Annotated in this window: 12 protein-coding genes; 7 read left to right on the top strand and 5 right to left on the bottom strand. The window is 54.1% G+C overall.

The genetic code is table 11. From position 1 onward, the window contains the following. The first annotated feature begins 314 nt into the window (after positions 1-314). Entirely contained in the window at positions 315-1,040 is a 726-nt protein-coding gene (gene fimY / locus BWI95_RS11635) for a fimbria biosynthesis regulator FimY (RefSeq protein WP_042717839.1), read from the top strand. 612 nt (positions 1,041-1,652) lie between these two features. Further along, the gene (fimZ, locus tag BWI95_RS11630) at positions 1,653-2,285 is read left to right on the top strand and encodes a fimbria biosynthesis transcriptional regulator FimZ (RefSeq protein ID WP_042717797.1); all 633 of its coding nucleotides are present in this window, start codon (positions 1,653-1,655) and stop codon (positions 2,283-2,285) included. Between the two features lie 52 nt (positions 2,286-2,337). Here the strand turns inward: fimZ and sfmF are convergent, their stop codons facing one another. The 5 genes from sfmF to fimA form a co-directional block, all read right to left on the bottom strand. Next, positions 2,338-2,838: a fimbria assembly protein gene (gene sfmF / locus BWI95_RS11625; RefSeq protein ID WP_054804544.1), complete on the bottom strand. Its 501-nt coding sequence runs from the start codon at positions 2,836-2,838 to the stop codon at positions 2,338-2,340. 9 nt (positions 2,839-2,847) lie between these two features. Beyond that, positions 2,848-3,843 carry a type 1 fimbria D-mannose specific adhesin FimH gene (fimH, locus tag BWI95_RS11620; protein WP_054804543.1) on the bottom strand — a complete coding sequence of 332 codons (996 nt, stop codon included), beginning with the start codon at positions 3,841-3,843 and terminating at the stop codon, positions 2,848-2,850. Positions 3,844-3,847: 4 nt separating this feature from the next. Continuing rightward, the gene (gene fimD / locus BWI95_RS11615) at positions 3,848-6,373 is read right to left on the bottom strand and encodes an outer membrane usher protein FimD (RefSeq protein ID WP_076769514.1); all 2,526 of its coding nucleotides are present in this window, start codon (positions 6,371-6,373) and stop codon (positions 3,848-3,850) included. A 21-nt stretch (positions 6,374-6,394) separates the two neighbouring features. Further along, the gene (gene fimC, locus BWI95_RS11610; protein WP_076769513.1) at positions 6,395-7,081 is read right to left on the bottom strand and encodes a type 1 fimbria chaperone FimC; all 687 of its coding nucleotides are present in this window, start codon (positions 7,079-7,081) and stop codon (positions 6,395-6,397) included. A gap of 94 nt (positions 7,082-7,175) precedes the next feature. Then, positions 7,176-7,730, bottom strand: coding sequence for a type 1 fimbrial major subunit FimA (gene fimA / locus BWI95_RS11605; protein ID WP_054804542.1), 555 nt, complete (start codon positions 7,728-7,730; stop codon positions 7,176-7,178). 513 nt (positions 7,731-8,243) lie between these two features. On the opposite strand from fimA, the gene folD reads away from it, so the two are divergent. The 5 genes from folD (at position 8,244) to BWI95_RS11580 (ending at position 13,092) form a co-directional block, all read left to right on the top strand. Continuing rightward, complete coding sequence (gene folD, locus BWI95_RS11600) at positions 8,244-9,110, top strand: bifunctional methylenetetrahydrofolate dehydrogenase/methenyltetrahydrofolate cyclohydrolase FolD (RefSeq protein ID WP_042717786.1); 867 nt, start codon at positions 8,244-8,246, stop codon at positions 9,108-9,110. 1 nt (position 9,111) lies between these two features. After that, positions 9,112-9,324, top strand: coding sequence for a ribosome-associated protein YbcJ (gene ybcJ / locus BWI95_RS11595; RefSeq protein WP_023479056.1), 213 nt, complete (start codon positions 9,112-9,114; stop codon positions 9,322-9,324). Positions 9,325-9,918: 594 nt separating this feature from the next. After that, positions 9,919-11,421 (top strand): PTS transporter subunit EIIC, encoded by a 1,503-nt coding sequence (locus BWI95_RS11590; protein WP_054804690.1) that lies wholly within the window; start codon positions 9,919-9,921, stop codon positions 11,419-11,421. A 66-nt stretch (positions 11,422-11,487) separates the two neighbouring features. Further along, on the top strand, positions 11,488-12,504 hold the full coding sequence (locus tag BWI95_RS11585) for a substrate-binding domain-containing protein (protein ID WP_076769512.1): 1,017 nt from the start codon (positions 11,488-11,490) through the stop codon (positions 12,502-12,504). Positions 12,505-12,570: 66 nt separating this feature from the next. Continuing rightward, positions 12,571-13,092 carry a metal-dependent hydrolase gene (locus BWI95_RS11580; RefSeq protein WP_054804661.1) on the top strand — a complete coding sequence of 174 codons (522 nt, stop codon included), beginning with the start codon at positions 12,571-12,573 and terminating at the stop codon, positions 13,090-13,092. The last annotated feature ends 45 nt before the right edge of the window (positions 13,093-13,137 follow it).

The following is a 13,137-nucleotide window of genomic DNA, read 5'->3' as shown; positions in this document are numbered from 1 at the left end:
TATACGGTGAGCACCAGGTGAGTCAATGTATTTTAGGCGGGTTGCCTGCGAAGTGAACGCGCCTGCGCGTTTTCCCGGCAATCCGCCAGTTTATGCACCGTTACGCCTACGTCCCCGCCTTAACCCTGCCCCACTTATTGGGAAATGTCGCAGATGGCTTTAAGTATCTGTACCTGTTTCTGCATGAATCAGATTGTAAGAATGTTGCTCTTAACAGGGCATAAAACAGGACATGCAGCGTGGGTTTGCTGCTGACAAAGCCTCAATGGACAGGGCGTTTTAGCCGAATAATAAAATACGTTGGCGAGGGAAAAATGCGAAAACGTATCCGTAGAGAAAAACATCGCAGCGATAAACCGACACATCGGGTTCTACCTTACCGGGGCGCAACGCCTCCCCTTTTCGATACGCTGGAACAACTGGTTCAGCAACTCAATTTCGCACTGCCGGAATATATGATTAGCCAGACGCTAATCTCTACCGACCACTACCTGAGTTATGCCTGGCGCAGTTGCCTCTTCTCCGGTAAACGCAATGCGGTCTTTCCATCGCTTGAGATGGCAAATCATCAGCTTTGCGAACCCTATCTGTCGCACTTAATTGTCGATATGGAGACCCTGACCACCTCCAGGCTGGAGGCGCTGGAAACCCTGCGGCAGCCCAATTTATGTAATCGCGGTCTGCACATCTATCTCTTAACGTCAAAAGACGATCCGGCGCAAATGAGCTTTCTGCGCGCAGCGGGCCCGTTTCATGTTATTGCCCGCGATCTCTCCGTTGTTCCGTTCCGCCAGGCGCTGTTGGTGCCCCCTGAAAGAAGTATTCACGCTCCGCTCTTTCCGGCCACAGAGTGGAAAATTCTCTCTTCACTGGCGCGAGGATTAACCATGAAACGCATCGCACGACAACTCAACCTTCCCTATCACCGCGTTGTTTACCGACTCAATACCCAACTTAAGCTGCTTGGCCTTCCCGATCGACAAAGTCTTATTCATCTCCTGCATCGTCTGACCCTTAACAGGCATCACCAGACGCTATGAATAAAACCACTCCTCATCTTGCCCTCGGGGTTAAAAGGAAGAAGAACGCACAGCTCGGCAGTGCATTTTTCACAAGACAATAACAATTCAAACAAATCCTGGAGCCAGAGAGAGCGCCTGTCTTTCTCTGGTATCCGCTCTCCACAATGCTTTGTCCACTCAGGCTGCGAATAATGTGCCATTCATCTTCTTAACACGCTGAAAACAATCAGTTTGTTATTTTGTTTTGCTCGCCGTAAAAATGATAATTCACTAAAACAAGAAAAATTGATAACAGATAGATTCAAATATCTTTTATGCGCTTTTATTCTTCAGGATTTCCTGTCGGCAAATAACTCACGCTAACTCATAAGACCTCTCCATACATATTTACCAGGTATAATTGATCTAGCGCATTAACTCGCACGCCATTTCTCTTGCGTTAATACGGAATAGATTATTTCTCCCCTTCGCAGTCTGCGAGGGGAAATAGTCTGGCAGACACCAGGATGCTACCGGTTTTCCCATGAAAATTATCTTCGTCACAGAAAACGTCAACGGCAATTACTCTTCTTAACGTCTGTGGCACACCTGCGTAGACGAGGCATAAAAAACAATCAGAGGCTAAAAAAGATGAAACCGGCTTCCGTCATTATTATGGATGAACATCCTATCGTCAGGATGTCGATAGAAGTTCTGTTACAGAAAAGCCAGAATGTAAAAGTCGTTCTGAAAACAGATGACAGCCGCAGCGCGCTTGATTTTATTCGCGCTAATAAAGTTGATCTGGTTATTCTGGATATTGAATTACCGAAGACTGATGGCTTTACTTTATTGAGAAAAATCAAAGCAGTACGCGAAGACGTCAACGTGCTTTTTCTCTCTTCAAAATCAGAGTCGTTTTATGCCGCACGTGCAATCCGCGCAGGCGCGAATGGTTTCGTCAGTAAAAGAAAAGATCTCAACGATATTTATAATGCGGTAAAGATGATTCTTGCCGGATACTCTTTCTTTCCTTCCGAAACGCTCAATTACATTAATCACCCCGGCAAACGTAAAGGGGAAACGCGGGATATGCCGCTCTCTAATCGCGAAGTCACGGTATTACGCTACCTGGCTAACGGTTTTTCGAACAAAGAGATTGCGGAACAATTGATTCTCAGCAACAAAACCATCAGCGCCCATAAATCAAATATCTTCTCTAAACTAGGCGTTCATACCATCGTTGAGCTGATTGATTATGCCAAGGCCCACGAACTCTTATAAAAAAGGCCGCAACAGGTGCGGCCTTTTATAAACCCTCGCGTTAAAAGAAAGCTTAATAATAATTAATGGTAAACGTGGCATCTGATTTAGCAATACCAGGCGTAGGGTTATTCACCAGCGCAATGTAATTGGCAAAGAACTGCAAAAGCGAATTGCCATTGTAATCCACGCTAATTGCCTGGCTGGGTGCCTCAAGATCTAAAGGCGACAGATCGTGGTCGCGCAGTTGGATCGCCACCTGATGCACCATCTTATCGTCGCTGAGTGCCAGCCATGCCGGATTACTGGCGGCTTTTCCCGAAAAGGTTATCGAAACACTTCCCGGCGGGCACCCCTTCAGTTTCAACGAAAAGGCGACCGGAGTGGTGATACTCCCTGCCATCTGCAACTTCCTGACCGGCCAGCGTCCTAACGAAACGGTTTTGTGGTTATCGCTGCTTTCCACCGCACAACCGGCGTGAATAACCCTCGCGCGCAGCTCAATGTTGCTTTGCGCAGCGGCAACATTGATCCCGTAGCCGAGCAGCAAGAAAAAGTGTAAAAACCGGGGCATTACGGCTCCTTAATTATATTCCACGCGTAAAAATCCGCGGGCGCTGAAGGGCCCCTCTGCCGGTTTCTTGCCGGTAACGCTGACGGGCCAGGCACGAATACCGACCTGTGCCGCAGCATTCTTATCGAGCTGAAGTGGGATCACACTGAAAATATTATTGGGCGTAAAGGGCTGGCCCATCTCATTGGCGACCACAAAGCCCAGATCCGGATTATCTGAGAGCAGTATGTGGTTGTCCGACTTTTCCGCTTCGAGCCGCACCGAGATGTACGCCCGGGCGTGAACATTGGTACAGCTGATTGACACCGTTTGACTTTGCGGCGTCACACCGCGTGGGCGATTCCCCGCTCCGGCCTCGCTAAACAGTGCGGCGCGAATATCACCAAAATCAAACTCCACCACCTGCCCGGCATTCACCTCGCAGCGCTGCGGCACTTCCACCACCCCGCCGAGGCTGATGGTATAGACCGGCGTGATCAGCGGATCGTTTACCCCGGTGGTGACGTAAACGGTAAAGAGGGTCTGCTGCGGGATAGTTACCTGGTTCATAAAGCGCTCGGTCACCCGCAGCTTGAGCAGCAGCTGCGAGTCCATCACGCCGAATGGCCGCTGCTTCGCCACATCCTCCTCCTGCCCCATGCGGATATAGTTACCCGGCGGATAAAATTCACCGGCAAAGCTGTCGCGGATGCGCATCGCCGCCTGCAAATGCGGGGAAATTTGTAGATAGTGGTAACCGTGCGCAGTAAATTCCACCGGGAAACGCGTGACGTAACTGCGGTAGGTATGCGTTTGTTGGGTTCCCGCCGGGCAGATTGCCCGTACGCCGATCCACGCTGATTTCTCCGATCGCGTAACCACTTTATTGAGCCGGTTACTGCTGCCATCGAAGCTGTTCGACAAATCATATGTAATATCGGTTGGTGTACCGTTGGCGTTGTAACAACTGGCGGCGAAGGCCTGCGTTGCCGCAAGCCATAACACGCCGGCAAAAATCGGTCGCATCGCGTTATCCTTTACTGACACAGTGTGCACTGGCGAGGGTGATGGGCTGCTGCAGGCTGGCTTCCGGCAAGGTATACGGGGCGAAGCAGCGTTCGTGATCGCGCTCCCCCCACTGCACCAGTAACTCTCCACGCAGCGGTAATCCGCTTAAAAAGATCTGTCCCTCCTCGCCCACCATGCTGCTGACGCCGCTGCCGCGTTCAGTGACCAGCGAGCCAAAGGGAACCGCGCGGTCTCCGCGCATGACGGTAAGCAGCGCACGCACGCCAATACGGGTCGTGAAACTGGCGCGCACCAACGCGCCCTCGGTGGGCACGACGCTGCCGACATTATTCTCAAGATCGGTATGATCGCTGAGCGTCGCCGTATCAAGCGCAACGCGATTTTGGCGATAGACGGTGGCATACGGCACCACAGCGTAACCGCGCCAGTCGGTAGTAATTGCCGGCTGATTTTCAATACGTACCCCCTGCGCGCCCGGCGCTTTTATCAGCACATTGGTATCGCCAAGCGGCTGGGCAAACGTGAGGCCATCGGCATGGGCTACCGCGCCACCACCGAATTGCCAGTTATAGTCGCGCTGCTGTTTATCGTAGTTGTAGCCGAGATTAAGCCTGCCCCATGCCGCCTGCCAGTGAGCATTTGCACTGCCGTTATAGCCGCGGGAATTACTGCTCCCCTGATTGAGGTTGTAGCTGAGGTTGCCGTCCTCCAGCAGTGTCCCGCCAATGCCGGTCTGCCAGCTGGACTGCCCGCTGCTGCTGCGGTTGAAGTTGGCGCTGGCGTAGACGTTTTGCGCCGCACTGCCGCCCGCCCCAAATCCGAGGGCGCTAAAGGGAACAGAGATATTGAGCGCTGCGATACGTTCCGCCCGCCTGTCGCCGGAAGCGTAGCTCCACGACCACGACACGGCATAGCTCATCCCTCGCCAGCCATCGGCATAGCCAAGCTGCAACCAGCGTCGGCTACGCGATTTATCCCAATAGGTTTGCTGCATGCCGGAGATATAGAGCGATCCATAATCGGTCAAGCTATGCGTGACATTGGCCTGCAAGCGCCGCTTTTTGTTCGCGCTTCCCTCTCCTGATGGTTTGACTTCACCGACCGCGTTTTCGCTGGCCGGATACGCCACCTCGTCCAGCGTGTGAAAACCGCGCGTCGAGTAGCGCCATGCCAGAAACTGAAAGTGTGTGCCAAGTTGATTGAGGGAGTTGGCATACATAAAGCGCAGCGACTCGCCCTGCTCTTTGCGAGCGTTGGCAAGGCGGCTGCGCGCATGGGTAAGATCGAGTGAGAGCGCTCCCAGATTGCCCATATTCACGCCTGCACCGCTGGCAAACGCCGTGTAATCGCTGGCAAGCTGCGTGCCGCCGTACAGGGTATAGCCATTTGCCAGCCCCGCCACCATCGTTCCCTGGGTAAAAAAGGGCGAAGCGTACTGACGGTTGCCGCTGCGATAACGCCCGGCGACCACATCATATTTGATGCGTCCTTCACGCTGCAGCAGCGGCAGCGTCGAATAGGGGACGCTATAACGCTGCTCGCTGCCATCTTTCTCCTCCAGCACAACGTCAAGATCGCCGCTGGAGGAGGTCGGATTGAGATCGGTGATGGTAAAAGGCCCGGCGGCAACCGTGCTTTGATAGATGACGTAGCCATTCTGGCGAATGGTGAGCCTCGCTGGCGTTCGCGCAATGCCGCGCACGGTGGGCGCATAGCCCTGCTGGCTATCGGGGTACATGGCGTCCGCTGAAAAGAGGCGCAGGCCGCGAAAACCAATGCTATCAAACAGTGCATTCTGCGTATTACTGTCCCCCATCACCAGCTCGCTTTTCAGCGGTACAACCGTCCGCTGTAGCCAGCTGGCAATGCTTTCCCAGCGTCGGTTGCCGGTGCCTGCGTTGCGCAACGCCCCACTGTTACGCAGCCGCCAGGGACCATAATTTAGCCCGCTCTGCAGAGCCACAAAATAGCTGTCGCGCTGCGTGCCGTGGTTACCGCTAAAGCTGTAATTTAACAACGCGGCGGGAATGCCTTCATCCCATGATTCCGGCGGGATGTAGTCACGGGCGTGAAGATGCATTGAGGCCTGTGGCAGGCCGATATCGAGCCGCATAGTTGAAAAGGTAAAGGCAGTTTGTGCCCCGGGGATAGCCTGGCTTATGTCAATACAGTCGCGATCCCGCTGCAGCTTCACCGCAGGGAATGCAGCCATATTGACGCCAAGGCGTGCTAATAGCGCTTCTGAGAAACAGGGCGTTAACCCGCCCGATGCTTTACCAGCAGCGCTGTTTGCCTCACGCTCAAAGCGGATATCCTGTGTGGTAATAAATTCATCGTTGCGCCAGATATCGACGCGGTAACTGCCCGGGCGCTGAAACCCTTTTTCCAGCAGCGATAAATCAGCGACCGAGCCGGGATCGTCAGATAAGAAAGCCGGATTGAAGTAGCGTTCAGCATAGAGATCCAGCGGGCATAGCGCGGCCAGCATGGGGAGCGCGAACCGGCGCGGAGGATATTTTATGGTCATAAATGTTTACCACTCGCCCGTCTAACGCAGGCTAACCGTTCTTTCTGCCGTCACGGCACCGTAGTCATTGACTGTCTGAAAAGTGAGATCGCCCGGGGCATCGGACGGCAACACCACCTGCGTACTATTTTTTGGCGCAACCATGACGTTGTTTAACTTCCGCTGGTTAATATGCACATTCACCAGCGAAAGATAGTAGGGCGAATTATTGGTGATCTTCAGCGCGTTCCCTTCGCGCGCAAAGCTCAGCGCCGCCGGGGCATCGCTTGCCGGATCGACGAGCGTTGAGGGGCGCACAAAGAGCTTAATGCGGGACAAAATCGCCAGATGCAGTACGTTTTTGCCCGCCATGCTCTCCTTATCCACCGAGGGGATCGCTTTGACATTGAGCCAGAACAGCGACTCCCGGTCGCCGGGCAGCGGTGGGCCGACATAAATAATTCGTAACGTATTTTCACTGTTCGGTTCACTAACGAATAATGGCGGGGTAATAGCAAATGTTTTTACTCTCTGCCCCTGCTCATTTTCAACCCATGAATTAATTAAAAAACGGGATTTCTTGTCACTATTATTCACCGCGAGAGAAGTCTGTTTCGCCTCGGCCGGATATATAACACGCGTGGCACCTAAAGAAATCCCACCTTCCGCATTTACGGCACTGGAAATAATAAATATAGCCGCAATACCCATTCGTAGTAAATTCTGCATGGTCAACTTTCTTGTAATAAGAATATTCAAGACAAAATAAACAGATGTCCACAAGAACTCATCCCTGAGAGTGTAGCCTCCTGTCCCCCATTCCTTATTCGTACTTCATAATAAACATCGTGTCAGCATTGGCCGAACCCGGCGTTACTTCTGCCGAGGTTGCTTTATAGCGGGCGGCGAAACGCAACGTATTGCTTCCGGTCGCCAGGTTTTGCGCAACAGAGTAAGTTACACCGTCGGGTTTCAGCTTTTGGGAATTACTGTCGAGGATCTCAATAGCCACCCCTTTCGCGCTGGCGCCGCTGTCGCCCGCAGTAAGCGCTAACAATGTCGGATCGACATCATCAGCCTTTCCTGCGAAAGCGACAGACGCCTGCGTGGCAACGCTGCGATCGCAGTCATTTACCGTGAGTGTAAACGGCACCAGAGGCGTCGTATCACCGACATTGCTAAACAAGGTCGTATGATATTGGCCCATGGCAACGGTCTGGGAGTTTGACTGCACGCTAATCGCGCAGGCAAGCTGTACCATTTCACCTTCAAAATGAATATTACCACCCGGAATAATGACTGGCCCGCGGGCCTGCGCTACACCGGATAACAGCATCATGCTAACTGCAAGAGAAATAACTATGGGTCTGGTGTTCATATCATATCCTTATAATTCTTCTGGCGATCTTCATCATCCTGTTGAATTTCGCCGATGACTGAAGGCATTAACTGCCCGAAAGATATTCTCTTCCGTGAAAATATTACGAAGCACTCCTCATTCGTATGCCCCCCAGGTCAAGCAAAACGAATTAAAGTTATGTAATTATCATTATTACTTGCTGCTCTATTAAATTATCCCTGTCGCAAATTTTAAAATAGACACAAATGCTGCATTTCCCCTAAGTGGTTTCTTAAGAAGAGCTAAGAAATAGCCCTGCCATATTTTATTGGAGGCTTATGAAATAGCGGCGAATACCGCACAGACGCAGGCTTAACCTTACGTTTCTTAGGGGTGATGAGTTGTTTCTTTTTTGTTAATTGATGATCAGAACTTTTCGCCTCGTCCAGGCTGGCAAGTGAAATCCGCAAACGGTAACTGACAGCGCGGCGTGCTTCTGACAGAATAGCGCGCATCCCCTTTAGGCAATTTAACAGATGGATCTTCTCTCTGATGGCAGCAAAAATTATTGATGGTAAAACGATTGCGCAGCAGGTGCGCTCTGAGGTTGCTGAAAAAGTTCGTGCCCGCGTTGCCGCCGGTTTTCGCGCGCCCGGTCTGGCCGTCGTTTTGGTTGGCAGCAACCCGGCCTCACAAATTTATGTCGGCAGTAAACGCAAAGCGTGCGAGGAGGTAGGTTTTATCTCCCGCTCTTACGATTTGCCGGAAACCACCAGCGAAGCCGAGCTGCTGGGGCTGATTGATAAGCTTAATGCCGACAGCGCAATCGATGGCATTCTGGTACAGCTGCCACTGCCCGCGGGCATCGACAACGTTAAAGTGCTCGAGCGTATTGCACCCGATAAAGACGTAGACGGCTTTCACCCTTACAATGTCGGACGTCTGTGTCAGCGTGCACCGCGCCTGCGGCCCTGCACGCCGCGTGGGATCGTCACCCTACTTGAGCGTTACAACATCGACACTTTCGGTCTGAACGCCGTGGTGATTGGCGCGTCGAACATTGTTGGCCGCCCGATGAGTATGGAGCTGCTGCTGGCCGGCTGCACCACCACCGTAACGCACCGCTTTACTAAAAACCTGCGCCACCATGTGGAAAACGCCGATCTGCTGATCGTCGCGGTGGGCAAACCGGGCTTTATTCCCGGCGAGTGGATTAAAGAGGGCGCGATTGTTGTCGATGTCGGTATCAACCGGCTGGAAAACGGCAAAGTAGTGGGTGATGTGGTGTTTGAAGAGGCCGCTGCGCGTGCCGCTTACATTACGCCTGTCCCCGGCGGCGTCGGTCCAATGACCGTGGCAACCCTGATCCAGAACACGCTGCAGGCGTGTGAAGAATATCACGATGTAAAAGGCAATTAAGATGGCAACATTTTCCCTTGGTAAACACCCGCACGTTGAGCTGTGCGATCTGCTGAAACTGGAAGGCTGGAGCGAGAGCGGCGCGCAGGCGAAGATCGTTATCGCCGACGGTTATGTTAAGGTCGACGGCGTGGTTGAAACGCGTAAGCGTTGCAAAATTGTCGCCGGGCAAACCGTGACCTTCGACGGGCAGAGCGTCACCGTCACCGCGTAATCTCCTGTGCCCGATGGCGCTGCGCTTATCGGGCCTGCGATTTCCCTGCTTTCCCTCTGCGGCAAGCCTGCCCGATGGCGCTGCGCTTATCGGGCCTACGATTTCCCGCTTTCCCTCTGCGACAAGCCTGCCCGATGGCGCTGCGCTTATCGGGCCTACGATTTCCCCGCTTTCCCTCTGCGACAAGCCTGCCCGATGGCGCTGCGCTTATCGGGCCTACGATTTCTCCGCTTTCCTTCTGCGGCGAGCCTGCCCGATGGCGCTTTGCTTATCGGGCCTACGATTTCCCGCTTTCCCTCTGCGGCGAGCCTGCCCGATGGCGCTGCGCTTATCGGGCCTACTATCTCCCTATGCTGATCCGATCCGCGTAGGCCGGATAAGGCGCAGCCGCCATCCGGCAATGCCCACTCAATGCCCCTTCACCGATAACGGTCAATTACCGATCAACCTCAAAGAATCACCAATTCCTCTGGCTGAACACCAAATTTCTGTTGCGGCGTTTTAAGAGTTATCTCACGATAAGTAGAACGTTCTACTAAAACGTTCTACTAACAAAAATAACGCGCAAAATGCGCAACTTCGGGGGAAGTCAGCATGAGTCTGATATCTGGATTTGTTAAATCGCTCTCTAAATTGTCGATGATTGGTCGCGCCTTAATGCTGCCTATCTCGCTGCTACCCGCTGCGGGCCTGTTACTGGCCTTTGGCGATAAATTCCATCTGCCGTTAATGATGAATGCCGGTGGCGTTATCTTTGACAACCTGCCCATGCTTTTCGCCATCGGCTCTGCGGTTGGTCTGGCCTCGGAATCGGGCATCGCCGCCCTCTCTGCGGCGGTCTCGGTATTTATTACCAACATCACCATCGGCACCATGCTCGGCATCACGCCGGAGATGGCCTCCCAGGGCGGCAAATACGCGATGGTGGTCGGCATCCCGACCTTACAGATGGGCGTCTTCGGCGGCCTTATCTGCGGTATCCTCGCCGCGTGGTGCTATAACCGCTTCCATACCCTGCAATTGCCCGAGTTTCTCGGCTTCTTCTCCGGTAAGCGTTTTGTCGCCATCGCCACCGCGTTTCTCTCGTTCTTACTCGGTCTGCTGCTGCCCTATGTCTGGCAACATATTCAGGCCGGTATCGATGCGCTGTCGGTGGTGGTCAACGGCGATAACCAGGCAGCATCGACCTTTATCTTCGGTCTGGTCGAACGCGCGCTGATCCCGCTGGGCCTGCACCACATCTGGTACCCTTCGTTCTGGTACTCGTTTGGCGATTACACCACTCAGGCAGGCCAGGTGATCCACGGCGATCAGACAATCTGGTTCAAAATGCTGGAAGAGGGTGTGAAATCCTTCAGCAGCGACAGCTACCACGATGCCGGTAAGTTTATGCAGGGCGAGTTCCCACTGATGCTGATTGCGCTGCCAGCGGCCTGTCTGGCGATGTACCACGAAGCGCATACGCGCAACAAAAAGATCGCCTTCGGTATTCTCTTCTCCGCCGCGTTGACCTGCTTCCTGACGGGCATCACCGAGCCGGTTGAGTTCACCTTTATCTTTGTGGCCCCGATCCTCTACGTCTTTAACGCCATCATGGCGGGCCTCGCCTATATGTCGATGTATCTGCTGCATGCCCACATCGCCAAATCCTTCTCCGCAGGCTTTATCGACTACCTGTCGTTCGGCATCCTGCCATCGTTTAACGGCTATCAAACCAACTACCTTAACGCAGTGATTGTCGGTATCCCGATGGCGGTGATCTACTACTTCACCTTCCGCTTTGTGATCCGTCGTTTTGATGTCAAAACGCCGGGGCGCACCGACGTAACGGCGACGGCAGATGATAAAACCGACAGCGAGCTGGCCGGTGAAATCATTGGCCTGCTGGGCGGCGAGCAGAATATCGCCTCCGTCGGCTCCTGCATCACCCGTCTGCGTCTGGAAGTAGCAGATAGCAAGAGAGTGGATAAAGATGGGCTGAATAATCTTGGCGCGCGCGGCGTGGTGTTTGTCGGCGATAGCGGCATCCAGGTCATTTTTGGCGCAAGGGCACAATTTATTGCCCAGAGCATGTCCACACAGATCGGCAAAGCATAAGATAGCGGCCTGGCACGCACCGGCGTGTCAGGCCCGGCTGAACAGCGTAAACGACAGGGAGCAGCGTTGAAGAAAGTCAGCATTATTGATGTGGCAAAGCACGCGGGCGTCTCCGTTTCCACGGTCTCGCTGGTGCTGCGCCAGAAAGGGAAAATCTCCGACGCGACCATCGAAAAAGTGCAGGTAGCGATTGCCGCACTCGGGTATGTGCATAACGTCGCGGCGGCGAATCTGCGCGCCAACACCTCCAATCTTATCGGTCTTATCCTGCGCGACTTCAGCGACAGCTTCTCAATCAAAGTGATGGCCAGCATCGTGCAGGAGCTGGAAAAGCACGGCTTTATGGTCTTTCTCGGCCAGCCGCTGAATGATGGCGAGCACCTCGAGCGCAGCCTGCTCTCCTTTAAACAACAGGGTGTGGCTGGCGTGATTTACCTCTCGTGCGATACGCGATCGCTCACCCTGCCCGCGCAACTGCAACAGTGTGCGCTGCCGCTGGTGGTGGTCTCGCAATCACTGCTGGAGGAGCCCTGCGATCTGGTGATGCGTGATAACCGCCAGGCCGCTGCGCTGGCGACCCGCTACCTGATTGAACGCGGTCATCGCAATATTGCCTATATCGGCGGTATTGAGGGAGATGTGATCCGCCAGCAGCGGCTGCTCGGTTTTCGCCACGCCATGGCGCAGCACGGCCTGGTACTGCGCGAGGGCGCGACGCCCGCCTGCCGCGGCGACACGGAAGCCGCCAGCCGCGCAACTCGTCAACTGCTGGAACAGCACAACACCATCACCGCCCTGCTCTGCCACTCACCCGATGCGATGATTGGCTCGATAAGCGGCATTCATCACACCGGGCGCACCGTCGGTAAAGATCTCTTTTTGACCCAGCAGGTGGCGCTGGTCGGCTTCGAGGATATGCTGCACATCAATCTCACCTCGCCAGCGTTTACCTACGTCTCCTCCGCCAGTGAAGAGAGCGGTCGCCAGGCCGCCGGGCTGATGATGCGCAAGCTCAAGGAGCCGCAGTTACAGACGCAGCGCATTACCCTCTCCGGGCAGCTCATCGTGCGTGAATCCGCCTGATGCGCAAATCAGGCGTGAAGAGTGCGCGTTTTAGCTATAATCCCTTTTTTCTCAGGGAGATGCTTTATGCCAACTATCGTCACTCACGCTGCTGTTCCGCTCTGTCTCGGGCTTGGGCTCGGCAGTAAAGTCATCCCTCGGGGTTTGCTGCTGGCGGGTATGGGACTTGCCATGCTGCCGGACGCCGATGTGCTGGCGTTTAAATTCGGCGTTGCCTACGGTGATGTTCTTGGCCACCGCGGTTTTACCCACTCCCTGCTCTTCGCCTTCGTCGTCCCGCTACTGGTCGCCTGGCTCGGCCATAAGCGCTTTAAGGCAAGCCTGACGCGCTGTTGGGCATTTTTAACCCTCTCCCTGCTGTCGCACAGCCTGCTGGACTCCATCACTACCGGCGGGAAAGGGGTTGGCTGGCTCTGGCCCTGGTCTGATGAACGCTTTTTCGCGCCATGGCAGGTGATAAAAGTCGCGCCGTTCGCCCTGTCACGCTATACCACGCCCTACGGGCATCAGGTGATCCTCTCTGAGCTAATGTGGGTATGGCTGCCGGGCGTGGTGGTGATGGGTTTGTTGTGGTGGCGCAGACGGTAAGGCCGGTCTGTAGAAAGAAAAAGCCGCCATCCGGCACAGTGCGGA

It is taken from the genome of Kosakonia cowanii JCM 10956 = DSM 18146 (assembly GCF_001975225.1).
GTDB classification, from domain to species: Bacteria; Pseudomonadota; Gammaproteobacteria; order Enterobacterales; family Enterobacteriaceae; genus Kosakonia; species Kosakonia cowanii.
The sequence above is the reverse complement of the archived record's forward strand: the minus strand, read 5'-3'. Positions and strand labels throughout refer to the sequence as shown.